Raw genomic sequence first — 24,481 nt, forward strand, 5'->3', positions numbered from 1 at the left:
TCTCCGCGCACAGCACAAGGGCCGGACGGTCTTCCGTCCGGCCCTTTGCTCATGCCGTTGTCCCGCGGTGGCGCTCAGGTGACGTCGTCGTAGCCGTTGACGCTCCCGTTGGCCTGCTCGGGCACGCCCGGCGTGGCCGAGACGCGCTCGACCTCGCCGATGGGCTGCGGTGTCAGGTCGAGGTCGGAGGCCTCGTCGTCGTCCAGCTCCGCGTCGGGATTGGCCCGCCGGCGGCGCCGGTCGTTCAGCATGGCCACGCCGACCGCGATGAAGTACAGGATCACGATGGGACCGGCCAGCGCGATCATGCCGAAGGGGTCGGTGGTGGGGGTGGCCACCGCTCCGAAGACGAAGACACCCATGACGACGCCGCGCCACCAGCTGACCATCCTGCGGCCGCTCACGATGCCCGCGAAGTTGAGCATGACCAGGATCAGAGGCAGCTCGAAGGCGCCTCCGAAGATGAGGATCATCCGGACGATGAAGTCCAGGATCTTGTCCATCGGCAGGATGTTCGCCGAGCCGTCGGGCGTGATCCCCAGGAGCACGCGCATGCTGATGGGCAGGATCGTGTAGGCGAGCCAGGCACCGGCCAGGAAGAGCGGTACGGCGGCCGACACGAACCAGTACGTGTACTTCCGCTCGTGCTTGTGCAGGCCCGGTGCCACGAACGCCCAGAGCTGGTAGAGCCAGACCGGGCTGGAGAGCACGACGCCCGCCATGAAGACCACCTTCACCGTGGTGGTGAAGGGGGACAACAGGTCGGTGTACGCGATGACCGCACAGTGGCCGCCGGTGGACTCCCCCAGACCCTTCGTGCACTTCGGCACCGGGTTCATGAGGAAGGTCATCAGTTCTGAGCTGTAAAAGGCGGCCACCACGGATACGACCGTGATGGCAAGCATGCCCTTCGCGAGCCGGTTGCGGAGCTCACGAAGGTGATCCACGAGCGGCATCCGCCCCTCGGGATCCTTCTCCTTCTTGCGGGCAGACTTGAGCAACCCACGTCCTCATCTCGTGCGGCGGGCCGGGGGTGCCCCGGCCCTGCTTCAGCGCTTGGTGGTGTCCGTCGGCTCGCTGACCGGGCGCGAGCTCGTCACGTCGCCGGGGGCGGCCTGGATGGTGCGCTGAGCCGGGGGCTGCTCGTCGTTGTTGGGCGGGCCGGCCGGGGTGGCCGTGCTGCTGCCCTCTTCCTTCATCGCCTTGGCCTCGCTCTTGAGAATGCGAGCGGACTTGCCCAGCGAGCGCGCCATGTCGGGAAGCTTCTTGGCGCCGAAAAGGAGAACGACGACGATAAGGATGAGAATGATCTCGGGGGCGCCGAGCCTTCCGAACATAAGTCTTTACCTTCTCACCGAGGCGGCTGGGGTGGGGTGCTGTCCGACCAGTCGGACAAGTGTCCGATCGGCCGTGCTGGCAGCGATCGTAACGCTCAGGGGTGAACGTGAGGCAATCCCCGTGCGTACTCCCGGTCCGCGGTCCGGGCCTCGTTCTCCGGTCCGCGACCAGCAGCGTACCCGCCAGGGTGGCCCCGGTGACAGGTCGAAGTGACCCAAACCGCCTGGGGCGCACGACTCACACGCCTCGCACAGCAGTACTCAGAGGGAGTCCACGGCGCGGGCGGTACTCACGGCCGCCCGCTCGAGGTCCTCGGCGGCCTGGTTGATACGGCGCGCGGAGTCCGTGACCTGCCTGCCGAGGCGCTGTGCCTCGACGAACACCCGCACGGCGAACACCCCGAGCACGGCGAGACCCAGGAACCCCACAGCTACCGCGAACATCGGCCAGAACATGACGTCGAGCCTAGACGGTCCCCGCCCCGTCAGCCCCCACAAGAGATCTTGACAACTGAGGCCAGCCTCCGGTTAATGTCTGCTCGACCTGAGGCGGGGAAAGCACGGATCCCGGTCGCCCATGACCTGAATTACCGGGCGAGCTGTTGCGCGTTCCTTTGCCTTAACCTTTACAACCTATATGGGGGAAATGTGAACCTCAAGCAGCGCTTGAGCGTTATCGCCGCCTGCTCTGCGGCAATTCTCGGCATAGCGGCCGGCGCGCCTGCGGGTGCGGCGACCATGTCGGCCGATTCCGTGCACCGCGGCAGCGTGGGCTGCTTCAACTACTCGTGGGCGGACGGCGACGCCACCTACACGATCTACTACCACAACACCTGCACCGTGACGTCGGCGATCGCCGGCACCACCAACGCACTCTTCAACAACAAGTGGTGCGCGAATGTCGCCGCGGACGGCAAGGGCCACACGGTGGTATGGAACAAGCCCTTGACGTTCGCGTCCGCCAGGGGAGGCCGCTGCTGAGCGTTCCCGCGACGCGGAGTCCGGCCAGGCAACTGGTGACGGTCCTCCCGTAGCGGATACCGGTGCTACGCCACCGCCGACAGCCGGGTCACAGCGAGTGACCCGGCTGTCCTTGTTTCGACCCTCAGCCGTGTCGACGGCAAGCCCACCGCGACAGCGCTACCGGACGGGCGAGTGCAGCCTCAGCGTGCGGACCCCGCCGCCGGTCAGCAGCTCGACGATGCGCTCCCCGGCCGGCTTGCGGACCGAGGCTCCGCAGTCGGGGCAGGTGAACGAGTAGAACGTCGTGCGGCTGCTGGCGCCGATCGCCAGGCGCAGGGCCGCGGCGGCGAGCTCGAAGCTGCTGCGGCAGTCCGGGCAGCCCGCCCTGAACGTCACCGGGGTCACGCTTCTCATCCCGGCGAAGGCGGCCGCCACCGACATGCCCCCCGCACCAGACACCGACGACTCGCTCAAAGCCCCTGCTCCTCTTCCCTAGGCCGATCGCCTCCGGGGCCCCGCGGCCGACGCCCCGTCCAGCTCACTCCCGCCTGCCGGACTACCCGTCGTGAACCGCAGGCCCTGCGTGCGGGTCCTGCGCCTCGACGCCGTCGTACGCCGCCAGCGCCTCACGGGCCGCCCGGCGGGCGCTCTCGGCGAGCTCGGGCGGCGAGACGATCCGGCCGTCCCGCCCGAGCCGCAGCGCCAGCCGCCGCAACGACGCCGGATCCGGGGTCCGCAGGGTGATACGCAGCCCGCCGTCCGCAAGCTCATCCGCGCTGTCGTGCGGGTAGTACTCGGCGACCCAGCGGCCGCCCGGGCCGACCTCGACGACGACCTCCGGGTCCTCGGCGGCCGGCTGCACCAGCGCCTGAGACAGGTCCCTGAGCTCGATCTCGGGGGGCGCGGACGGCTCGTCCAGGATCCTGATCTCGGCGACCCGGTCGAGCCGGAAGGTGCGGCGCGCCTCGGAGCGCCGGCACCAGGCCTCCACGTACGTGTGCCCGACGCTGACCAGGCGGATGGGGTCGATCTCCCGCTCGGTGAGCTCGTCGCGCGCGGGCGAGTAGTAGCGGATCCACAGACGGCGGCGCTCCGAGATCGCCCGGTCGACGTCGGCGAAGACACCACCCTCGGATTCGAAGGTCACCGACAGCCGGGAGCTGGCACCCGCCGCCTCACCGGCCGCGGCCTCCAGCTTGGCGTTGGCCCGCAGCAGCGCCTGCCGGTCGCTCTCCCGCAGCCCGGGCAGGGTGGACACGGCGCGGGCGGCCACCAGCAGCGCCGTCGCCTCGTCGGCGGCCAGCCGCAGCGGCTCCGCTGTTTCTTCGCCGAGCGCGGCAGGGTTGTGCCACCAGATGCGCTCGCCGTCGGTGTCGATGTCGAGCAGGTCGCCGCCGCGGAAGCTGGTGCCGCACATGGGCAGCACATCCAGGTCGGAGACCAGCTCGTCCTCACTGATGCCGAAGGCGCGCGCGACGTCCTCCACCCGGGCCCCGGGGCGCTCCTTCAGATACGTCACCAGGGAGAGCATCCGCCGGGTCTGGTCGATGGCGTTCACGGGCCTGACCGGTTTGCCTGCCACTGTCTTGCTCCGCTCCCCCTCAGCCCTTGGCCACGGCACGCAGCCGGTCCACCACGTCCGCGCGCAGCTCGGCCGGCTCGAGGACCACCACGTCCGGCCCGAACTCCACCAGCCAGGCGTCCAGCCCGTGCCCGTACGGAATCTCCAACTCGTCCCAGCCGTCGCCGAGTTCCCGCACCGCGGTGGCCTTCGCCCGAAGGGGGTAGCCCGCGCCCGAGCGCAGCCGGATCAGGGCGGAGCGGTCGGCGGTCTCCCCCGCCCAGCTCGCCACGGTCTCCCGGACGGTGACGACATCGGGGATCTCCGCCGTGAACTGTCCGCTCCGGCTGCGCACCTTGCCGGTGATCCGCGACAGCCGGAACACCCGCTCGGCGCCCCGGTCGCGGTCCCAGCCGGCCAGGTACCAGTGGCCGCGCCAGCACTCCAGCGCCCACGGCTCCACATGCCGGGGCTCGGGGTGGGCGGCGGTGGCCTTGCGGTAGTCGAAGACGACCGGGCGGCGATCGCGGCAGGCCAGCATCAGCGGCTCGAACGCGACCTCGTGCACCGGGATGCGGGGCTCCAGCGCGCCGTGCGCCTCATAGGGGTCGACGTCCTCGGGCATGCCGGCCGCGCGCAGCTTCTGCAGGGCCCCGCTGGCCGCACCCGCCAGCCGGGCCTGCTGCCACACCTTGGCGGCGAGACCGAGAGCGGCGGCCTCCTCGGCGTCGAGCGTGATGGGCGGCAGGCGGTTGCTGTCACGGCGGGCCAGATAACCCACCTCGCCGTCGAGGTTCTCCACCGTCTCGATGACCAGGCCGAGTTCGCGCAGATCGTCCTTGTCCCGCTCGAACATCCGGCTGAAGGAGTCGTCACTGCCCGCTTCGAGATAGGCCTCGATGGACTCACGAAGCTCGCGCTTGCTGAGCGGCCGCCGCGTCCCGAGCAGACACAGCGCCAGGTTCATCAGCCGCTCGGCCTTGGCAATGGCCATCGACGCCCTTCGCCTCCCTATGGTGCTTTACGACGATGACCGTACCGCCCCCGGGTGGCGTGGCAAAAGCCGAGGGCCCATGCCCGGACAGGCATGGGCCCCAGGTGATCGGGTCCGGTCGCGGCGGCGATCAGACCGCGACGAGGTCGACCACGAAGATCAGCGTCTCGCCCGGCTTGATCGCCGGGGTCGGGCTCTGGTTGCCGTAGGCGAGGTGGGCGGGGATCGTCAGCTGACGACGGCCGCCGACCTTCATGCCCTGCACGCCGAGGTCCCAGCCCTTGATGACGCGGCCGCCACCGAGCGGGAAGCGGAACGGCGTTCCGCGGTTCCAGCTCGCGTCGAACTCCTCACCGGTGCTGAAGGCGACGCCCACGTAGTGGACGGTGACGGTCTGGCCCGCCTGCGCCACCGCGCCGTCGCCCTCCCAGATGTCCTTGATCTCGAGGTCCGCCGGGGGCTCGCCGCCCGGGAAGTCGATCTCGGGCTTCTCGATGCTCACGTCTCTAGCTCCTGCTTGTCTGCGGAAAGGCAACACGCACAGTCTTACATCACCGGGCCGTTACATCTTGGCCAGGATGTCGACCGTGAAGACCAGCACGGAGTCCTTCTTGATGCCGCTGCCGGCCGGCGGCTTGTCCCCGTAGCCCAGCTTCGGCGGGATCACGATGAGCACCCGGCTGCCGACCTTCTTGCCGGTCAGGCCCTGCCCCCAGCCCTTGACGACCTGCTGCAGCCCGAACGACGTCAGCGCCCCCCGGCTGTACGTCGAGTCGAACTCCTTGCCCGAGTCCCAGAACACGCCCTTGTACTGCACGAGCACACTGTCCTGCGCACCGACCACGGGGCCGTCGCCCTCGATGATGTACTCCGCCACCAGCTTGGTGGGCGCGGTCTTCTTCGGCACGTCGATGGAGGGCGCCGCACCGTCGGTGTTGGTGCCGACCTTGGGCAGCGCCGCGTCCTTCTGCGGCACGTCCTTCCCCTTGGCGGAGCTCTTGGCGTTGAACGTGGCCTGCACGTCCACCACGAACACCAGCGTGTCGGTGCCCTTGATGCCTGCCTGCGAGTTGCCCGAGGTGCCGTAGCCCCAGGTGGGCGGGACGGCCATCTGGACGCGGCTGCCGGTCTTCTTGCCCGTCAGGCCGTACCGCCAGCCGTCGATGATGCTGCCCTGGGCGAGCTGGATGATCAGGGGCGTCTTGCGGTCGTAGGAGTTGTCGAAGACCTTCGCCGTGTTCCAGATCTGGCCGAGGTAGTGGGCCTGCACATAGTCGTTCTCCGCGACCGTCTGCCCGCCGCCCGCGATGAGCGTCCTGACCGCGAGGTTCTTCGACGGCTGGCCGGTGCCCTTGGCGACGGTCGGCTTCTCACCGAACTTCGTGCCTGCCGTGATCGCCGGCAGCGGCCCGTCGACGATCTTCGGCGGCGGCGCGGCGGATGTGGCCGGTGCGGAGGGCGACGGACTCGCTTCGGCCTTGCTCGAGGCGGACTTGTTGTCACCGCATCCGGCGAGTGTGACCAGTCCTGCGGGTACGGCGATGAGAAGGGAGCGTCGGCGCACGGTAAAGGCCTCGTATCGGTCGATCTTGTGGATGGCGTGCGCGCAACTCTACGGCGTGAGAAGGGCGCCGTACGGGAAACGTACGGCGCCCGTGTTGCGTTCCGGCCTTTCACCGGAACGCGTTGTTCACATAGCTCACATTCCTGCGATCAGCTTCTCCACCCGGTCGTCCACGGAACGGAACGGGTCCTTGCACAACACTGTGCGCTGCGCCTGGTCGTTGAGCTTCAGATGGACCCAGTCGACCGTGAAGTCCCGGCGCTGTTCCTGGGCCCTGCGGATGAAGTCACCGCGCAGCCGCGCCCGAGTGGTCTGCGGCGGAACGGACTTGCCCTCGAAGATCTTCAAGTCGTTGCAGATCCGCGCCGCTTGACCCTTCCTCTCGAGCAGGTAGTACAGGCCACGCCGACGGTGAATGTCGTGGTAGGCGAGGTCTATCTGCGCGACCCTCGGATGCGACATGGTCATGTTGTGCTTGGCCCGGTACCGCTCGATGAGCTTGTACTTCATCACCCAGTCGATCTCGGTGCCGATCCGGTCGAGGTCCTCGGCCTCGATCGCGTCCAGCGTGCGGCCCCACAGCTCCAGGACCTGCTCGACGGTGCCGGTGCGGATACCGCGGCGCTCGCAGAAGTCCACGGCCTTCTCGTAGTACTCGCGCTGCACCTCGAGCGCGGACGCCTCGCGGCCGCTCGCCAGGCGCACCTTGCGCCGGCCCGTGATGTCATGGCTGACCTCACGGATCGCCCGGATCGGGTTCTCCAGGGTCAGGTCCCGCATCACCGTGCCCGCCTCGATCATGCGCAGCACCAGGTCGGTCGCCCCGACCTTGAGCAGCATGGTCGTCTCGGACATGTTCGAGTCGCCCACGATGACATGCAGGCGGCGGTACCGCTCGGCGTCCGCGTGCGGCTCGTCGCGCGTGTTGATGATCGGCCTCGAACGGGTCGTCGCCGAGGAGACACCCTCCCAGATGTGCTCGGCCCGCTGACTGACGCAGTACACCGCGCCCCGCGGGGTCTGCAGCACCTTGCCGGCACCGCACAGAAGCTGCCTGGTGACGAGGAACGGGATGAGAATGTCCGCGAGCCGGGAGAACTCCCCATGACGTGCGACGAGATAGTTCTCGTGGCAGCCGTAGGAGTTGCCCGCCGAGTCGGTGTTGTTCTTGAAGAGGTAGACGTCGCCCGCGATTCCCTCCTCGTGCAGGCGTCGTTCGGCGTCCACCAGGAGTCCTTCGAGAATGCGCTCGCCCGCTTTGTCGTGGGTGACCAGCTCGGTCACGTTGTCACATTCCGGTGTCGCGTATTCCGGATGTGAGCCCACGTCGAGATAGAGGCGGGCGCCGTTTCGCAGAAAGACATTGCTGCTGCGGCCCCATGACACGACACGGCGGAAGAGGTACCGCGCCACCTCGTCGGGAGACAGGCGGCGCTGTCCCCTGAACGTACACGTGACGCCGTACTCGTTCTCCAGCCCGAAAATGCGGCGGTCCATGACTGAACATTACGCCCGATCCCCTGAGCTGAAACGGGGTTCGACGGCACGGTTTGGATCATTTTCCGATGAAGCCGCAACCACCGCTCGCCCCGCGGGAGCTGCAAGGACCCGTCCGGTGGCCAGCAGAACCAGCAGCGCCACGGCCCCCGCGACACCCGGCACGGCGAACCCCCACACCGCCCCGCCCCACTCGACGACCGGGCCCGCCAGGCCCGTTCCCACCGAGGAACCCACTGTGAACGTCGTCACAATCCACGAGAACGCCTCGGTGACCGTGCCGCGCGGCGCGTGCCGGTCGACGAGGACGAACGCACACGCGAGACACGGCGCGAGGAAGAGCCCCGCGACCGCCGCGAGCACCGTCATCGCCACCGGACCCGGCATCAGAGTGAGCGGCAGATAACACACCGCCAAAAGCGCCACCAGCACCCGCAGTCGCCGCTCCGGCGCACCACTCCACTGCCGCGCCCCGTACGCCGTACCACCCACGAGAGCCCCGAGGCCGATCGCCGCCATCAGCCAGCCGTACACCGCATCCCCGCCATGGCCGTCCGCATACGCCACGGCCGCGACCGCAATCGACCCCAGCGCCATCCCCACCGCCAGAAACGCGCCCAGCAGGACAAGCAGCCCCGGCGAGCGCAGCGCCCCCAGCCAGTGCGCCTCACGCGGCGCCGAACGCCACTCCCGCGAGGGCGGTGAGACGACCACGGAGAGGGCGCCCAGCACTCCGACGACGTTGATGAGCACCAGCGCCGCCTGAGCCGACCACAACGACACGCACAGCGTCACCAGCAACGGGCCGACGGTGAACATGACTTCCTGAGCGACGGCATCCAACGCATACGCCGTCTGCACCTGACCCTCGCCGCGCAGCACCGACGACCACAGCGCCCGCAGACCACCCTCCAACGGCGGGGTGAACAGCCCGGCGAGCGCCACGCACGTGTACGCGAGCGTCGGCGGATGGATGCCGACGAAGGCGAACCCGGACATGGCCAGCGCGGAACCGAGCGCGGCGGGCAGCTGGACACGCGGCTGTCCGTACAGATCCACCAGCCGCCCCAGCAGCGGCTGCCCGGCAGCGTTGGCGACCCCGTACACCGCCGCGAGCCCGCCGGCCAGACTGTAGGTTCCGCCCTCCGCCCGCACGAACAGCACGACCGCGATCGCGGCGACCGCACACGGCAGCCGGCCCACCAGCGTGCCGGCGAGCAGACGCGCGGCGTGCCGGGTCCTGAGGATCTCCACGTATCCCGCAGCCATGTCCGCTTCCCCTCACCCGGACCGACGCCGGAAGTTTTACGTATAACGTCCGCTCTCATACGTACCATGTGCGCTGTTCACGCGTCCAGACGACCGGGAGTGAGCCGAAGGGCCGAAGCCCCGCAGGCGAGCGACCAGAAGACAAGGAGCAGGCCCACGGTGGCACCCGGCAGCACCCGCCCCACCAGCCGCGACGTCGCCCAGGCCGCCGGCGTCTCCCAGGCCGCCGTCTCCCTGGTACTCGGCGACAAATGGCGCGGCCGTGTCTCACAGGCCACCGCCGAACGCGTACGCGAAGCCGCCCGCGACCTCGGCTACCGGCCCAACCTCGCCGCCCGCAACCTCCGCCTGGGCCGCACCCGCACCGTCCTCCTCGTGGTCCCGGCCCTCACCACGGAGTTCTTCGCCGGCGTGTACACCGGCGCGGCCCGCGTCGCCGCCGACCACGGCTTCGGCGTCGTCCTCTACCCCTCCCCCGAAGGCATCGGCCCCGCCCGCGACCCCTTCGCCTCCTCCCAGGCCGCCCTCGACGGCGTCATCGCCTCCTCCATGGCCGCCGACGCCCTCACCGCCATCCGCGGCGACCAACTCCCCCTTGTCATGCTCGACAGCGACCCCAAGGGCAGCCTGGGCGCGGCCACCGTGAACCTCGACATCACGGACGGCGTCAGACAGGTCGCCGAACACCTGCTGGGCCTGGGCCACCGCCGCTTCCTCCACCTCGCGGCGGACGTGCCGTCCTGGACCTTCGAGGTACGCGCGCACGAACTGGCCGCCCGGATCGGCGCCGTCCCGGACACATCCGTACGGACCACCCGCGCACCGATCTCCATCGAAGGCGCCCTGACCGCCGCCGAAGCCGCACTGTCCGCCCCCGGCCCACGGCCCACCGCCCTGGTCTGCGACGACGACAAACTCGCCGCCGGCGCCTACAAAGCCGCCCGCCGACTCGGCCTGCGCGTCCCCGACGACATCTCCGTCACCGGCCTCGACGACCTCGCCCTCGCCACCGCCCTCGACCCCGAACTGACGACCGTACGACTGGAGGCCGAGCTCTTCGGCGAACGCGGAATGCAAGCCCTGCTGGCCGTCCTGGAGGGGCGTGTGCCCGACGCGGGCGACATTCCCGTCCACCTGGTCGTACGAGGCTCGACAGCACCGCCTGGCGCCCCCTGAACGCCCTGTGCCCCGGCCGCATCGACGACCGGGGCACACAAGGAGCGGGAAGGCAGAGGAGACGGACTACTCCTCGTCCGAGCCCTCCTCGGAGCTGCTCTCGGCCTCAGTGGTCGCACCACCGGCCTCCAGGAGCCGAGCGAGCTGGCGGCCCACAATGCGCTTGAACTTCCGCGCCTGCGGACGCGTACGGTCCAGCACCGCGACCTCCAGACGCTCAGCAGGGATCTCCCGCTGCGTGCCGTTCGTATCGCGGGACAGCGCCTGCACGGCCAGCTTCAGCCCCTCGGCGAGCGACATGCCCTCACGGTGCTGCTGATCGAGATAAGTGCTGATCTGCTCCGAATTACCACCGACCGCGACCGAACCGTGCTCGTCCACGATCGACCCGTCATGCGGCAACCGATAGATCTGATCACCCTCGGGCGTCTCACCGACCTCGGCAACGACCAACTCCACCTCGTACGGCTTCTCGGCCGCACTGGAGAAGATCGTGCCCAGCGTCTGGGCATACACGTTCGCAAGACCGCGGGCGGTCACGTCGTCACGGTCATAGGTGTAACCACGAAGATCGGCATACCGCACACCACCGATCCGCAGATTCTCGTACTCGTTGTACTTGCCGGCGGCCGCAAAACCGATCCGGTCGTAGATCTCGCTGAACTTGTGCAGCGCACGGGACGGGTTCTCGCCGACGAACACGATGCCGTCGGCATACTGCAACACGACCAGGCTGCGACCACGGGCGATGCCCTTACGGGCGTACTCCGCCCGGTCGGCCATGGCCTGCTGGGGTGAGACATAGAACGGCGTCGACACCGGTTATCCGTCCCTTTCTGTCGAAGTCACGCGATCACCTTGATAAGAGCCGGCCACCCGACTACAGCAACGCGGCCCGCGGACCGTCGGGCTGCTCAAGACGCCGCGCCAGAATCGAGCGGGCGATCTCGGAGGACTCCTCCTCCGTCAGCCTGCGGAAACCGTCCTCGGTGATCACGGTCACGATCGGATAGATCCGGCGGGCGACATCGGGACCACCGGTCGCCGAGTCGTCGTCTGCCGCGTCATAGAGGGCCTGGACCACGAGGGTCGTGGCCTCGTCCTCGGTCAGGCCGTCGCGGAAGAGCTTCTTCATGGCACCGCGCGCAAAGATCGAGCCGGAGCCCGTGGCGGCGAAGTTGTGCTCCTCGGAGCGGCCACCAGTGACGTCGTAGGAGAAGATGCGCCCCTTCTCGCGGTCCACGTCATAACCGGCGAAGAGGGGAACCACAGCCAGGCCCTGCATGGCCATGCCCAGGTTGGAACGAATCATGGTCGACAGCCGGTTCGCCTTGCCCTCCAACGAGAGCTGCGCCCCCTCGACCTTCTCGAAGTGCTCCAGCTCCAGCTGGAACAACTTGACCATCTCGACGGCGAGGCCCGCCGTACCGGCGATACCGACGGCCGAGTACTCATCCGCCGGGAACACCTTCTCGATGTCCCGCTGCGCGATGACGTTGCCCATCGTGGCCCGCCGGTCACCGGCGAGCACGACACCGCCCGGGAAGGTCACGGCCACGATCGTCGTGCCGTGCGGCGCCTCGATGACGCCCTGGGTGGGCGGCAGCTGCCGGTTCCCCGGAAGCATCTCCGGCTGGTGCTCGGACAGGAAGTCCATGAAGGACGAGGACCCAGGCGTCAGGAAGGCAGCTGGTAGACGCCCGGTGCTACGAGTGTTGGCTTCCACGCGTTTCCTTCCAGGTAATCGGCAGCTCGGTTCATCGCTTCGGGATCGTCCCTCAACAGGCCGAGGCCGGAATTGCAGTTGAAGCACAGTACGCCTCGGACCCTACCCGTCTTGTGGCAGTGATCCACATGCGTCGCAGGAGCGGATAGACAGATACAGCAGACCCCGCCTTGGGATGTGATCAGTTCGTCTCGTTCGACCTCGGTCAGGCCGTACTTGCGCAACAGGTGCTGTGCCGGCGCTGCGGCCGCCCTGCATGCCTTGCAGCGGCTGGCCCAGCCAGCGCCTTTCCGATGCCACTCGCTATGCGGCCTGACTTCATCGCACCGTCGGCAGCGCTTGTGCCCTGCGGGCACATCATCCTTCGGGCCCAGCCGTTGAGGCTCCGGCGCGTGGCAGTGATAGCGGGTCGCGCAGTCCCGGCAATGGCGCTGCAAGCCGTCAAGATTCGACCGCTTGCGAGCGAAGGCTGCGCGCGGTTTGTGCTCGCCGCACCGCACGCAGCGCTTCACCGACTCTTCGCTTGCCAAGCCGAGCACCCCCGTCACCTTCGATTCGAAGGTTATTCGCCACCCTTCTGAACGAATGACCTCACGAAGTCCTCTGCGTTCTCCTCGAGCACATCATCGATTTCGTCCAGAACAGAGTCGACGTCGTCGCTCAGCTTCTCCTGGCGCTCCTTGAGGTCCTCAGAAGCTTGCGCATCCTGCGCCTGCTCTTCGACCTCCTCCGTGGAGCGCGTCGCCTTCTGCTGGCCGCCGCCGGTGTCCTTGGTCGCCATAACCCCTCACCCCGCTCGGTTCGACGTTCTTGATCAGACCCTACAAGCAGGGTCTGACATCGGCCCCGCAGTTGCTACAACGTACGGGGGCCACCTCGATGATTCCCGGACGTCGGGTTTTCCACCCTGCCGGGACGAGTCGGTCCCGTGTGTTCCCTCAGCCGCCGGACAGCACCCTGACCAGGTCTTCCGCCGTGCGGCAGCGGTCCAGGAGCTCCTTGACGTGATTTCGCGTTCCGCGAAGCGGTTCGAGGGTTGGGACGCGCTGGAGCGAGTCCCGGCCCGGGAGGTCGAAGATCACGGAGTCCCAGGAGGCGGCGGCGACGTCGTCCGCGTACTGCTCCAGGCAGCGTCCGCGGAAGTACGCGCGGGTGTCCTCCGGCGGCTTCGTACGGGCCCTCTCGACCTCGTTCTCGTCCAGGAGGCGCTTCATGCGGCCGCGGGCCGCGAGACGGTTGTAGAGGCCCTTTTCGGGGCGTACGTCGGCGTACTGGAGGTCGAGGAGGTGGAGCTTGGCGGCGTCCCAGTCGAGGCCGTCGCGGCGCCGGTAGCCCTCCATGAGTTCCCGCTTGGCGACCCAGTCCAGTTCGCCGGCGAGGCTCATGGGGTCGTTCTCCAGGCGGTTGAGGGTGTCTTCCCAGCGGGCCAGGACGTCCTTGGTCTGGTCGTCGGCATCCGCTCCGAAGCGCTCCTCCACATACTTTCGGGAGAGCTCGAAGTACTCCATCTGGAGCTGGACCGCGGTGAGTGTGCGGCCGCTCCGGAGGGTGATCTGGCGCTTGAGTGTGGGGTCGTGGGAGACCTGGTGGAGGGTGCGGACGGGCTGGTCCACGGCCAGGTCCACGGCGATGAAGCCGTCTTCGATCATCGACAGCACCAGGGCTGTGGTGCCCAGCTTCAGGTAGGTCGAGATCTCGGAGAGGTTCGCGTCACCGATGATCACGTGCAGGCGGCGGTATTTCTCGGCGTCGGCGTGGGGCTCGTCGCGGGTGTTGATGATGGGGCGCTTGAGGGTGGTTTCGAGGCCGACCTCGACCTCGAAGTAGTCGGCGCGCTGGCTGAGCTGGAAGCCGTGTTCGTGGCCGTCCTGGCCGATGCCGACGCGGCCGGCGCCGGTGACGACCTGGCGGGAGACGAAGAACGGCGTGAGGTGGCGCACGATGTCCGAGAAGGGGGTTTCCCGCTTCATCAGGTAGTTCTCGTGCGTGCCGTAGGAGGCACCCTTGTTGTCGGTGTTGTTCTTGTAGAGGTGGATCGGCTGGGCGCCGGGGAGGGCGGCCGCGCGCTCGGCGGCTTCGGCCATGATGCGTTCGCCGGCCTTGTCCCAGAGGACGGCGTCGCGGGGGTTGGTGACCTCCGGGGCGCTGTACTCGGGGTGTGCGTGGTCGACGTAGAGGCGTGCGCCGTTGGTGAGGATGACGTTGGCGAGGCCGATGTCCTCGTCGGTGAGCTGGCTGGCGTCAGCGGCCTCGCGGGCGAGGTCGAAGCCTCGCGCGTCGCGCAGCGGGTTCTCCTCCTCGAAGTCCCAGCGGGCCCGGCGGGCCCGGTGCATCGCCGCCGCGTAGGCGTTGACGATCTGGGACGAGGTGAGCATGGCATTGGCGTTGGGGTGGCCGGGGACGGAGATGCCGTACTCCGTCTCGATGCCCATTACTCGCCGTACGGTCATGCGGCCCTCCTTGCCCGGCGGCGCCCTCGGTCGGGGACGCTGCTCAAGTACCGCTGGCGCTCCGGTGCGTGTGCGGTGCCCGTCCCCGCACTGCGCGACTCGGCGGTACCGAAGAGCCTAGAACGGCTTTGCGCTGGTGGGGAGATCATTTGCGTCATTGCCTTGCGCGCCTCTTGTTGCGGTCTTGGCCTGAAAAACAGTCGACTGCGGGTACCCGGTGAGGGCACCCGCAGCCGCCCTGTTTTTTACAGGTACTGACCGGTGTTCGCCACCGTGTCGATGGAGCGTCCGGTGTCGGCGCCCTGCTTTCCGGTGATGAGGGTGCGGATGTAGACGATCCGTTCGCCCTTCTTTCCGGAGATTCGGGCCCAGTCGTCCGGGTTGGTGGTGTTGGGGAGGTCCTCGTTCTCCTTGAACTCGTCCACGCATGCCTGGAGGAGGTGGGAGACGCGGAGGCCCTTCTGGTTGTGGTCGAGGAAGTCCTTGATCGCCATCTTCTTGGCGCGGCCGACGATGTTTTCGATCATGGCGCCGGAGTTGAAGTCCTTGAAGTAGAGGACTTCCTTGTCGCCGTTGGCGTAGGTGACCTCCAGGAAGCGGTTCTCCTCGGATTCCGCGTACATGTGCTCGACGGCCGTCTGGATCATGCTTTCGACGGTGGTCGTCTTGCTGCCGCCGTGTTCGCCGAGGTCGTCGGCGTGCAGGGGGAGGCGTTCGGTGAGGTACTTGCCGAAGATGTCCTTGGCGGCTTCGGCGTCGGGGCGCTCGATCTTGATTTTCACATCGAGGCGGCCGGGTCGCAGGATGGCGGGGTCGATCATGTCCTCGCGGTTCGAGGCGCCGATCACGACCACGTTCTGCAGGCCCTCCACGCCGTCGATCTCGGCGAGCAGCTGGGGGACGATGGTGTTCTCCACGTCCGAGCTGACGCCGGAGCCACGGGTGCGGAAGAGGGACTCCATCTCGTCGAAGAAGACGATGACGGGTGTGCCCTCGCTGGCCTTCTCCCGAGCGCGCTGGAAGACGAGGCGGATCTGCCGCTCGGTCTCACCGACGTACTTGTTGAGGAGCTCGGGGCCCTTGATGTTGAGGAAGAAGCTCTTGCCAGCGGCCTGGCCGGTCACCTCGGCGACCTTCTTGGCCAGCGAGTTGGCGACGGCCTTGGCGATGAGCGTCTTTCCGCATCCGGGGGGCCCGTACAGCAGGACGCCCTTGGGCGGCCGCAGTTCGTGCTCCTTGAACAGGTCCGGGTAGAGGTACGGCAGCTCGACCGCGTCGCGGATGGCCTCGATCTGGCCGCCGAGACCGCCGATCTGCTCGTAACCGATGTCGGGGACCTCTTCGAGGACGAGTTCCTCGACCTCGCTCTTCGGAACGATCTCGTAGACATAGCCGGAACGGGGTTCGAGCAGCAGGGCGTCACCGGGGCGGATGTTCACGTCCAGCAGTGGCTCGGCGAGCCGTACCACCCGCTCCTCATCGGTGTGCCCGAGCACCAGGGCGCGTTCGCCGTCCTCGAGGATCTCCTTGAGGGTGACGATGTCCCCGACGCGCTCGAACTCCATGGCCTCGACCACGTTGAGCGCTTCGTTGAGCATTACTTCCTGGCCGCGCCTCAGCTCTTCGAGGTCGACGCTGGGGCTGACGTTCACCCGGAGCTTGCGGCCCCCGGTGAAGATGTCGGCCGTGCCGTCCTCGTTCGCCGTGAGGAAGACTCCGAAGCCGGCCGGTGGCTGTGCGAGCCGGTCGACTTCTTCCTTGAGGGCCACGATCTGGTCGCGGGCCTCACGGAGCGTGTTGGCGAGTCGCTCGTTCTGGGCGGACACGCCGGCCAGGTTGGTCTGCAGCTCGACGATCCGCTCTTCGAGAATCCTCGTGTGTCGCGGAGAGTCGGCGAGCTTGCGTCGCAGGACGGCGATCTCCTGCTCAAGGTAGGCAATCTGCCCGGCCGGGTCGTCGGACCCTCGTCCCGGGCGGATGCCGCGGTTCATGTCGTCGTCGTGGGCTGCCACGGTCCTCACCTCCTCCAAGGGGAGCTGGACGCTTCCAGACCCTACCTGGGTGGGTGTCGATTGAAACCCCTAGATCACAAAGACGGTAGGGGCGTGTCCGATCTTGCCCCTTGCGCCGTTCCTCACGCCAGGGGAATACCCATTCATCAACCTTCGAAAGCAGGCAGTAACCGGCGATGAAGTGTTCAACACCCATCGGTGTCGAGCCTAGTTGTTGACGCCGCGCACCTGCGAACAGGAGCGCGGCGGCTCGGCGCGGGGCGCTCGGCGGGCCCTGGGGCTTCCTCCCGTGCCGCCGACGTGATGCCGTCGACGGGGCAGACTCGTACGACGGTTTTCGGCCACTGCATGGGCTTGCGCGCCGACCGGAGAGGCTCCAGAGGGGCGCCCACCAGGCGAATAGGTGTTCGAGGCGTGCGTCCGGCGTGTTTCCGCCGTTGCCTGCCTGGATGTCGTTTGGAAGCCGGAATACCCACCGGACATGGCGGGGAAGCCGCCGGAGGTAGGGTCGAAGCGGTCCACACCCGTCGGAGCCGACCCGTTTTCGGCGACTCGACAGCCGAACGGCAGGAGAGATGAGCGTGCAGCAGGAGGTCGCGACCGGTGGCGAGGAGCTGGAGGTCTGGATCGATCAGGACCTGTGTACCGGCGACGGCATCTGCGCCCAGTACGCGCCGGAGGTGTTCGAGTTGGACATCGACGGCCTGGCCTATGTGAAGGGCGCGGACGACGAGCTTCTGCAGGCCCAGGGCGCCACAACGCCCGTGCCGCTGCCGCTTCTCACGGATGTGGTGGACTCCGCCAAGGAGTGCCCGGGCGACTGCATCCATGTGCGTCGGGTTTCGGACAAGGTCGAGGTCTACGGCCCTGACGCGGAGTGACTCGTCGGACACCGACCGTCACATCTGTCTCTTTTCTCACACACCCCGGTGACCCGGCTCAGACGTTGTGGGCCCCGGCGGGAGTGGAGCGCGTGAACGCGCCGTTCTTCCACTGCCATTTGGCACTCTGCGTCACGTCGGGGCAGCAGCGGGGCACGTCGTCGGACGAGTAGCCCAGCAGGGTCGCGGCGACGGCTCCGTCGCGTACGGCGAAGTCGCTGACGGTGTCGCCGGTCCTGGGGTCGAGCAGGGTCGCCACCACGCGCGGCTTGCCGTCCGTGCCGCGGGTGAGGACGTACACGCCGTCGGGCGGGGTGCCCATGGGGGCGTCGCAGTGCACGACGGCCACGGTTTCGGGGTTTTTGTCGCCGTCGAGGTCTCCGGTGGCCTTCTTCTGCACGACCGCTTTGACCGGGCCGCAGGCGAGGGGGAAGTCCACTCCTGCGGTGCTGGGTGCGGTCGCCGTGTGGGCGGTCCCGGCCCGGGGGTCGGCCGGCTGGGCTGCCGTCGCGGAGTTGGGCTGCAGGAGCGAGGAGAGGGCCATGACGCCCGAGACGGCCGCGGCGGTGGCGACCCAGTGGATGGGGCGGGTGTGCGTGTGTGCCAGTTCCGGAACGGCGGATTGCTGCACTAGGAGTGTCTCCTGTGAGGGCTGTGCCGGTGGGGGTGGCCTGCATCGTGCCACACGTCACAGTGCCGGGGAACGGCGGGGTGTTCGGTTCCTCGAATGAGTGATGCCTGGTTTGTTCGGTTTGTGGCGTGGTGTCAACAGAAGGGCGCTGCGGCCGAGTTGCGGATGATGTCCGGGAACTCGGCGGCAGCGCCCTTTCGTTGGGTGCGTGTGCGTCCGCGTCAGCGGCCGCCTCCGTCGGCGTTGGGACCGGCGTAGTCCTCGCCGTAGGCGCCCTTGGCGGGGCGGCGGCGGCGCATGGGCGGCTCGACGCCGTCGGCGAGGCGACGGGCGGTGAGCAGGAAGCCGGTGTGGCCGATCATCCGGTGGTCCGGGCGGACGGCCAGGCCCTCGATGTGCCAGTTGCGGATCATCGTCTCCCAGGCGGTCGGCTCGTTGAAGGAGCCGATCTCGCGGATGGACTCGACGGTCCGGGCGAGCTGGGTGGTGGTGGCGACGTAGCAGCACAGGATGCCGCCGGGGACGAGCGCCTTGGAGACGGCCTCCAGGCACTCCCAGGGGGCGAGCATGTCGAGGATGACGCGGTCGACGTCGGTGTCGGACAGGTTGTCCTGAAGGTCGCCGACGGTGAGCTGCCAGGCGGGGTGCGGGCCGCCGAAGTAGCGCTCGACGTTCTGCTGGGCGATCTCGGCGAAGTCCTCGCGGCGCTCGTAGCTGTGCAGCATGCCCTGGTCGCCGATGGCGCGCAGCAGGAAGCTGCTGAGCGAGCCGGAGCCGACGCCGGCCTCGACAACGCGCGCGCCGGGGAAGATGTCGGCGAAGGCGAGGATCTGCCCGGCGTCCTTGGGGTAGACGACGGCGGCCCCGCGGGGCATGGACAGGACGTAGTCGGGGAGCAGGGGGCGCAGCGCGAGGTAGGCGACGTTCCCGGTGGTGCGGACAACGCTGCCCTCGGGAGCGCCGATCAGTTCGTCGTGCGGGAAGGAACCCTTGTGGGTGTGGAAGTTCTTCCCGGCCTCGAGCGTGAACGTGTAGTGGCGGCCCTTGGGGTCGGTCAGCTGAACCTGGTCCCCGACCTTGAAGGGCCCGCGCCTGCGGGCGGCACCGGTCGGTTCGGACATGTGAACAGACTACCGGGGTTTGTGGGGGTCGCCGACCACGGGTGAGGGCCGAACTCCGCTTTGGGAGAGCGGTGCTCTAGCTGGGTCTGGCCATGGCCTTCACGAAGGCGCGCTCGACGTCGGCGGCGGACAGGACGCCGTAGATCTCGCCGGTCTCCTCGACCACCAGGTATTCGGTGGCGGGGGTGGCACGCAGGACGTCGAGGAGGTCTTCGCCGGCGAGTTCGGCGGAGACGCGCATGCCTTCGGTGAGGTCCTGGGCGAGGCCGCTGACGGCGACCCAGGGGCGGCGGTGTTCGGGTACGCCGACGATGGCCGCCTCGCGGACGAGGGAGAGGGGGTTGCCTTCGGGGTCGACGACGACGAGGGCGCGGGCGCCGGCGGCGTTGGCGCGGCGCAGTGCCTCGGACAGGGGGGTGTCGGTCTCGACGGGGACGGCGCGGCGGGTGAGGTTGCGGGCGCGCAGTTCCGGCAGGTGTTCCCGGAGGCGGGCCATGCGCAGGCTGTTGCCGGCGCCGGTCCAGATGATCGCGGCGAGGATGGCGGCGAGCAGGGCGTCGGTGACGGTGTCCATGCCGACGCTGTCCTCGGCGGTGGTGCCGAGGGCGCCGGACTGGGTGAGCAGCGGCAGGCCGATGAGGACGGAGACGGCGAGGGCGCGGCCGACCCAGGCGGCGGCGATGGTGCCGCTCATGGGCTTGCCGGTGATCTTCCAGACGACGGCGCGGAGCATGCGGCCGCCGTCCAGGGGCAGGCCGGGCAGGAGGTTGAAGGCGGCCACGATGAGGTTGGAGATCATCAGGCCGGCGAGCAGGACGCCGGGGACGGTGCCGGGCTCGACGGGCTGCAGGGCGATGTAGAAGAGGCCCGCGAGGACGAGGGAGAGCAGGGGGCCGACGAAGGCCAGGACGAATTCGCGGCCGGGGGTCTCGGCCTCTTTCTCGATCTCGGAGACGCCGCCGAAGAACTGGAGCTGGATGCGGCGGACGGGGAGTTTGAAGCGGAGTGCCGCGACCGTGTGGGCCAGTTCGTGGACGAGGACGGAGGCGTAGAAGGCGACGGCGAAGAAGAGGGAGACGAGGTAGCGGGCGGCGCCGAGTTCGGGCAGGACGCGGTCGAGCTGGCCGCCGAAGACCCAGGTGATCAGGGCGGCGACGAGGAACCAGCTCGGCGCGACGTACACGGGCACGCCGAAGGGGCGGCCCATGAGGAGGCCGCCTCGGGGGGTCTCCTGGCGCTTGGGCGGGCGGTTCCGCGGGGCGCCGGAGTGGGCGAGGGTGCGATCGCCGGGGGCTGAGGTGTGGGCGGTCGGATCGTCGCCGGAGTACGCGGGGCGGTCGCCGGTATGGGCGGCCGCGTGGTCGTCGGCGTGGGAGGTGCCGTCGCCCGTGGCGCTTTTGTCCCGGGGGCGGTCGCCCGTCGGGGGCTCGGCTGCGGGGCGGGCTTCTGCGGCCGTGCTGTGCGTGGGGCTCGCGTCCGGGGCGGCGCCGTGCGTGGTGTCCCCTCTGTCGCTCGCCGTGGGCCCGTGGTCGTCCTGCCCCCCGGCGGCCTTCGAGGGCTGGTCGTCGGCCGGGGTGGGCTCGGGGGCGGCCGGGGCCGCTGACCCTTCGTGGTGCTCGGCCGGCTCGTCGGTGCCGGACCGCGGCTGCCCGCTCCCGCCGCTCTCGTCCACGATGTCCCCTCGTTCGAAGCGTCTTCCGCGCCTGCCGGGCGGAAGGGTCTCGGGTCGATGGTATGCGGCCGTCGCCAGGCGTTCCGCCCCGGCACCCCCTCTCTTTCCCCAGGCGTCGCAGCTGTCACGGCCCACGGGCGGGTCACTGTCAGTGGCGGGCCGTATGGTCTGGGGCATGGAGACGAGTACGGAGGGCGCGGCGGAGGCCCCCAGCAGCGAGGTGGCGCAGGCGGATGCGCCGGTGGCGGTGGAAGCGGCGCCACCGGTCGACACGGCGGGTACGGTCCCGCGCGTGGCCGTAGCGCCCGCCAGTCTGTCGCCCTCGCGGGCCAGTGACTTCATGCAGTGCCCCCTGCTCTACCGATTCCGGGTCATCGACCGGCTGCCCGAGAAGCCCAGCGAGGCGGCGACCCGGGGCACGCTGGTGCATGCGGTGCTGGAGCGGCTCTTCGACGCCCCGGCCGCGGAGCGGACAGCGCCGCGCGCCAAGTCCCTGATCCCCGGGCAGTGGGACCGACTGCGGGAGAGCCGGCCGGAAGTGGTGGAGCTGTTCGAGGACGATCCGCAGGGCGAGCGGCTGGCGCGCTGGCTCGGCGAGGCGGAGCAGCTCGTCGAGCGCTGGTTCACGCTGGAGGATCCGACGCGGCTGGAGCCTGCCGAGCGGGAGCTGTTCGTGCAGGCGGAGCTGGATTCGGGGCTGATGCTGCGCGGGATCATCGACCGGGTGGATGTCGCGCCCACGGGTGAGGTGCGGATCGTCGACTACAAGACGGGCAAGGCGCCCCGGCCGGAGTACGCCGAAGGGGCGCTGTTCCAGATGAAGTTCTACGCCCTGGTGGTGTGGCGTCTGAAGAACGTGGTGCCGAGGCGGCTGCAGCTCGTGTATCTCGGCAGCGGGGACGTCGTGACCTACGACCCCGTCCTCGCCGACCTGGAGCGTGTCGAGCGCAAGCTGCTCGCGCTGTGGGAGGCGATCCGGCAGGCCACGGAGTCGGGCGACTGGCGCCCGCGCCCCACCAAGCTGTGCGGCTGGTGCGACCACCAGGCGCACTGCCCGGAATTCGGCGGTACTCCCCCGCCGTATCCGCTGCCGGTCAGAGCCGGCGAGTAGACCCCGCCGGCCGCCCGAGGGGTGGGGCGGCAGGGCGGCACCTCCGTCAGCGGCGGGGTTTGTCCACCGGCTCCGAGGGCGGCCGAGTCCGTGGACGTCTCGCAGGGCAGAATGGGGCCGGACTAGCGAAGGAGACTTACGTGGCCATCCGCGTCCTACTGGTCGACGACCAGCCGCTGCTGCGTACCGGCTTCCGGATGATCCTGGAGGCCGAGCAGGACATCGCGGTCGTCGGCGAGGCCGGAGACGGCCTCCAGGCCCTCGACCAGGTGCGGGCGCTGCAGCCCGACGTGGTCCTGATGGACATCCGCATGCCTCGCATGGACGGGGTGGAGGCGACCCGGCAGATCACCGGGCCCGGGCGGGACGGCCCGGCGAAGGTGCTGGTGCTGACCACCTTCGACCTCGACGAGTACGTGGTGGAGGCGCTGCGGGCGGGGGCCAGCGGCTTTCTGCTGAAGGACGCGCCGGCCAACGAGTTGGTGCAGGCGATCCGGGTGGTGGCCGGCGGCGAGGCCATGCTGGCGCCGAGCATCACCCGGCGGCTGCTGGACAAGTACGCCACGCATCTGCCCTCCGGGGACGAGCCCGTGCCGGACACACTGCACACGCTGACCGAGCGTGAGGTGGAGGTGCTGAAGCTGGTGGCCCGCGGGCTGTCCAACGCGGAGATCGCCGCCGATCTGTTCGTCAGCGAGACCACCGTCAAGACGCACGTCGGGCACGTGTTGACGAAGCTGGGGCTGCGTGACCGGGTGCAGGCCGCGGTGTACGCGTACGAGAGCGGGCTGGTGCGGCCGGGCGCGCAGTAGCGGCAGCTGTACGACACGGCAGTAGCGGCAGCTGTACGACACGAAGGACGCCCTCTCGCGCAGAGGGCGCCCTTCGTCTGCGTACAGCCGTCGCTCAGCCCTTGCTGAGTTCCCAGAAGCGGAAGACCGTCGACGCGTCGAGGCAGTACTCGAGGCCGTAGACGTTCTGGCGGGTGACCGCGTACTGCTTGGCCTGCCAGACCGGCAGGACGGGCAGCTGGTCGGCGACGATGTCCTGCAGCCTGCCGTAGTCGTTGTCGGTTGCGGCGCGGTCGCTCTCGGCGGCGGTGCGCGGGATGAGGGTGCCGGTGATCGTGCTGTTGCTGTAGTTGTTGCTCAGTACGTTGCCCCGGCCGAAGAAGGGCGCCGTGAAGTTGTCGGCGTCCGGGTAGTCGGGCACCCAGCCCTTCACGTACACGCCGTACTTGCCCTTGGCGATGTCCTTCTCGTACTGGTCGAAGGGGACGGACTTGACGTCTGCGTCGAAGAGGCCGCTGGCGTTGAGCTGCCCCGCGATCGCCTTCAGCTCCTGGTCGGTGGCCGGGCCGTAGCGCGACGGGGTGGACCACAGGGTCAGCTTCACCTTGCCGGTGATGCCCTCGTTCCGCAGGGCGGCGGCGGCCTTGGCCGGTGAGGGGCTGGCGCCGTAGGTGTCGAAGAAGGCCGTGTTGTGGCCGGCGATGCCCGCCGGGATGATCGAGTACAGGGCCGTGGCCGTGCCCTGGTAGACGTCCTTGATGAGGGCGTCGCGGTCGAGCAGATAGGCGATGGCCTTGCGCACGCCGAGCTTTCCGGCGACCGGGTCCTTCATGTTGAAGACCAGGTGCTGGACCTCGGCGCTGCTGCCCTCGACGACCTCGGCCTTGGAGTTGTTGTCGGCGTTCTCGATGTCGGCGATGTCGCCCGCGCTGAGCCCCCGGTAGGCGATGTCGATACTGCCGTCGAGCAGCGCCTTCTTCAGGGCGGACGGTTTGCCGTGGAAGAACCGCAAGGTCACGCCGGAGTTCTTCGTCTTCGCGTTGCCCTTGTAGTTGCCGTTGACCGAGAAGACGGCCTTGTCGTCGCCGAACGAGTCCAGCTTGTACGGGCCGGAGCCGACCGCCTTGCCGTCCTTGCGCAGCTTGTTCCCGTCGTACTGGGTGTGGTCGACGAGGGAACCCGCACCGGAGGCGATCTTGCTCGGGAAGGTGGCGTCGGGCACCTTCAGCCGGAAGACGACGGTCTTGGCGTCCGGCGCCTCGACCTTGTCCAGCATGGGGAACATGATGGCCGGGCCGGCGGCGTCGTTGATCTTGAGCATGCGGTCGAAGGAGAACTTGACGTCCTCGGAGGTGAGCGGGTCACCGTTGCTGAACTTGAGGCCGTCCTTGAGCGTGCACCGGTAGACCTTGGTGGACGTGTCGGTGAAGCCGCACGACTTGGCCGCCTCCGGCTCGGGCTCCGTGCCCCCGTCGGGAAAGCTGAGCAGCGACTGGAAGACGTTGTTGAACAACAGCCAGGAACCCGGGTCGTAACCGGAGGCGGGGTCGGTCGCCAGGACGTCGTCCGACATTCCCATGACGACGGACGAGCCGGTCCCCCCGGAGTCCGAGCCACCCGTTCCGCAGCCGGTCAACAGGCCGGAGGCCAGCCCCGCCACTACGGGCAGGACTGGCCACTGGTTACGCATGTTCACTGCTTGTGCCTTCTCGTCGGGTTCGGAAC

General features: G+C 68.8%; 25 protein-coding genes. 5 read left to right on the plus strand and 20 right to left on the minus strand.

Annotated features, from left to right (window positions below; all coding sequences use genetic code 11):
- Window positions 1-74: 74 nt before the first annotated feature.
- The 3 genes from tatC to ACWCRD_RS23775 form a co-directional block, all read right to left on the minus strand.
- Window positions 75-956 carry a twin-arginine translocase subunit TatC gene (tatC, locus tag ACWCRD_RS23765; RefSeq protein ID WP_450967980.1) on the minus strand — a complete coding sequence of 294 codons (882 nt, stop codon included), beginning with the start codon at window positions 954-956 and terminating at the stop codon, window positions 75-77.
- 93 nt (window positions 957-1,049) lie between these two features.
- Window positions 1,050-1,337, minus strand: a complete 288-nt coding sequence (gene tatA, locus ACWCRD_RS23770) for a Sec-independent protein translocase subunit TatA (protein WP_030945949.1) — start codon at window positions 1,335-1,337, stop codon at window positions 1,050-1,052.
- A gap of 261 nt (window positions 1,338-1,598) precedes the next feature.
- Window positions 1,599-1,793, minus strand: a complete 195-nt coding sequence (locus tag ACWCRD_RS23775) for a hypothetical protein (protein WP_115909189.1) — start codon at window positions 1,791-1,793, stop codon at window positions 1,599-1,601.
- Window positions 1,794-2,075: 282 nt separating this feature from the next.
- On the opposite strand from ACWCRD_RS23775, the gene ACWCRD_RS23780 reads away from it, so the two are divergent.
- Window positions 2,076-2,318 carry a hypothetical protein gene (locus ACWCRD_RS23780; protein ID WP_450967791.1) on the plus strand — a complete coding sequence of 81 codons (243 nt, stop codon included), beginning with the start codon at window positions 2,076-2,078 and terminating at the stop codon, window positions 2,316-2,318.
- Window positions 2,319-2,477: 159 nt separating this feature from the next.
- Here ACWCRD_RS23780 and ACWCRD_RS23785 read toward each other — a convergent pair whose 3' ends face one another.
- From ACWCRD_RS23785 to ACWCRD_RS23815, 7 genes are all read right to left on the minus strand, one after another.
- Window positions 2,478-2,774, minus strand: a complete 297-nt coding sequence (locus ACWCRD_RS23785) for a hypothetical protein (RefSeq protein WP_450967792.1) — start codon at window positions 2,772-2,774, stop codon at window positions 2,478-2,480.
- Between the two features lie 82 nt (window positions 2,775-2,856).
- Complete coding sequence (locus ACWCRD_RS23790; protein ID WP_450967793.1) at window positions 2,857-3,882, minus strand: helix-turn-helix transcriptional regulator; 1,026 nt, start codon at window positions 3,880-3,882, stop codon at window positions 2,857-2,859.
- A gap of 19 nt (window positions 3,883-3,901) precedes the next feature.
- Complete coding sequence (locus ACWCRD_RS23795) at window positions 3,902-4,855, minus strand: helix-turn-helix transcriptional regulator (RefSeq protein ID WP_123964014.1); 954 nt, start codon at window positions 4,853-4,855, stop codon at window positions 3,902-3,904.
- Between the two features lie 130 nt (window positions 4,856-4,985).
- Window positions 4,986-5,357, minus strand: coding sequence for an FKBP-type peptidyl-prolyl cis-trans isomerase (locus ACWCRD_RS23800; RefSeq protein WP_030945962.1), 372 nt, complete (start codon window positions 5,355-5,357; stop codon window positions 4,986-4,988).
- 60 nt (window positions 5,358-5,417) lie between these two features.
- Window positions 5,418-6,419, minus strand: coding sequence for an FKBP-type peptidyl-prolyl cis-trans isomerase (locus tag ACWCRD_RS23805; protein WP_450967794.1), 1,002 nt, complete (start codon window positions 6,417-6,419; stop codon window positions 5,418-5,420).
- Window positions 6,420-6,554: 135 nt separating this feature from the next.
- Entirely contained in the window at window positions 6,555-7,916 is a 1,362-nt protein-coding gene (gene pafA / locus ACWCRD_RS23810; RefSeq protein WP_059196529.1) for a Pup--protein ligase, read from the minus strand.
- 9 nt (window positions 7,917-7,925) lie between these two features.
- Window positions 7,926-9,185 (minus strand): MFS transporter, encoded by a 1,260-nt coding sequence (locus tag ACWCRD_RS23815; protein WP_450967795.1) that lies wholly within the window; start codon window positions 9,183-9,185, stop codon window positions 7,926-7,928.
- A 159-nt stretch (window positions 9,186-9,344) separates the two neighbouring features.
- Here ACWCRD_RS23815 and ACWCRD_RS23820 point away from each other — a divergent pair, with 159 nt between their 5' ends.
- Window positions 9,345-10,361: a LacI family DNA-binding transcriptional regulator gene (locus ACWCRD_RS23820; RefSeq protein WP_450967796.1), complete on the plus strand. Its 1,017-nt coding sequence runs from the start codon at window positions 9,345-9,347 to the stop codon at window positions 10,359-10,361.
- Between the two features lie 66 nt (window positions 10,362-10,427).
- On the opposite strand, the gene prcA is transcribed toward ACWCRD_RS23820, so the two are convergent.
- The 6 genes from prcA to arc form a co-directional block, all read right to left on the minus strand.
- Window positions 10,428-11,180: a proteasome subunit alpha gene (gene prcA / locus ACWCRD_RS23825; protein ID WP_450967797.1), complete on the minus strand. Its 753-nt coding sequence runs from the start codon at window positions 11,178-11,180 to the stop codon at window positions 10,428-10,430.
- 61 nt (window positions 11,181-11,241) lie between these two features.
- Window positions 11,242-12,087, minus strand: coding sequence for a proteasome subunit beta (gene prcB / locus ACWCRD_RS23830; RefSeq protein ID WP_450967798.1), 846 nt, complete (start codon window positions 12,085-12,087; stop codon window positions 11,242-11,244).
- A complete protein-coding gene (locus tag ACWCRD_RS23835; RefSeq protein ID WP_450967799.1) occupies window positions 12,039-12,635 on the minus strand; it encodes an endonuclease VII domain-containing protein in 597 nt (198 codons plus the stop codon). Before ACWCRD_RS23835 ends, prcB begins: the two co-directional genes overlap by 49 nt.
- A gap of 14 nt (window positions 12,636-12,649) precedes the next feature.
- Window positions 12,650-12,868 carry a ubiquitin-like protein Pup gene (locus ACWCRD_RS23840; RefSeq protein ID WP_011027899.1) on the minus strand — a complete coding sequence of 73 codons (219 nt, stop codon included), beginning with the start codon at window positions 12,866-12,868 and terminating at the stop codon, window positions 12,650-12,652.
- Window positions 12,869-13,025: 157 nt separating this feature from the next.
- Window positions 13,026-14,537: a depupylase/deamidase Dop gene (gene dop, locus ACWCRD_RS23845; protein WP_450967800.1), complete on the minus strand. Its 1,512-nt coding sequence runs from the start codon at window positions 14,535-14,537 to the stop codon at window positions 13,026-13,028.
- Window positions 14,538-14,782: 245 nt separating this feature from the next.
- A complete protein-coding gene (gene arc / locus ACWCRD_RS23850) occupies window positions 14,783-16,549 on the minus strand; it encodes a proteasome ATPase (protein WP_099927637.1) in 1,767 nt (588 codons plus the stop codon).
- 575 nt (window positions 16,550-17,124) lie between these two features.
- On the opposite strand from arc, the gene ACWCRD_RS23855 reads away from it, so the two are divergent.
- Window positions 17,125-17,430: a ferredoxin gene (locus tag ACWCRD_RS23855; RefSeq protein ID WP_266953670.1), complete on the plus strand. Its 306-nt coding sequence runs from the start codon at window positions 17,125-17,127 to the stop codon at window positions 17,428-17,430.
- A gap of 58 nt (window positions 17,431-17,488) precedes the next feature.
- Here the strand turns inward: ACWCRD_RS23855 and ACWCRD_RS23860 are convergent, their stop codons facing one another.
- The 3 genes from ACWCRD_RS23860 to ACWCRD_RS23870 all read right to left on the minus strand — a co-directional run bounded on the left by ACWCRD_RS23860 (window position 17,489) and on the right by ACWCRD_RS23870 (window position 20,854).
- On the minus strand, window positions 17,489-18,061 hold the full coding sequence (locus ACWCRD_RS23860; RefSeq protein ID WP_450967801.1) for a hypothetical protein: 573 nt from the start codon (window positions 18,059-18,061) through the stop codon (window positions 17,489-17,491).
- Window positions 18,062-18,282: 221 nt separating this feature from the next.
- The gene (locus ACWCRD_RS23865) at window positions 18,283-19,182 is read right to left on the minus strand and encodes a tRNA (adenine-N1)-methyltransferase (protein WP_020939007.1); all 900 of its coding nucleotides are present in this window, start codon (window positions 19,180-19,182) and stop codon (window positions 18,283-18,285) included.
- A gap of 76 nt (window positions 19,183-19,258) precedes the next feature.
- Window positions 19,259-20,854, minus strand: a complete 1,596-nt coding sequence (locus ACWCRD_RS23870) for a site-2 protease family protein (protein ID WP_450967802.1) — start codon at window positions 20,852-20,854, stop codon at window positions 19,259-19,261.
- A 175-nt stretch (window positions 20,855-21,029) separates the two neighbouring features.
- Between ACWCRD_RS23870 and ACWCRD_RS23875 the strand changes: the two genes are divergently transcribed.
- Together ACWCRD_RS23875 and ACWCRD_RS23880 are read left to right on the plus strand one after the other, a co-directional pair.
- A complete protein-coding gene (locus ACWCRD_RS23875) occupies window positions 21,030-21,965 on the plus strand; it encodes a RecB family exonuclease (RefSeq protein ID WP_450967803.1) in 936 nt (311 codons plus the stop codon).
- Between the two features lie 140 nt (window positions 21,966-22,105).
- Window positions 22,106-22,777: a response regulator gene (locus ACWCRD_RS23880; RefSeq protein WP_099927643.1), complete on the plus strand. Its 672-nt coding sequence runs from the start codon at window positions 22,106-22,108 to the stop codon at window positions 22,775-22,777.
- A gap of 94 nt (window positions 22,778-22,871) precedes the next feature.
- Here ACWCRD_RS23880 and ACWCRD_RS23885 read toward each other — a convergent pair whose 3' ends face one another.
- Window positions 22,872-24,452 carry an ABC transporter substrate-binding protein gene (locus ACWCRD_RS23885; protein ID WP_450967804.1) on the minus strand — a complete coding sequence of 527 codons (1,581 nt, stop codon included), beginning with the start codon at window positions 24,450-24,452 and terminating at the stop codon, window positions 22,872-22,874.
- Between the last annotated feature and the right edge of the window lie 29 nt (window positions 24,453-24,481).

It is taken from the genome of Streptomyces sp. NPDC002092 (genome assembly GCF_053593775.1).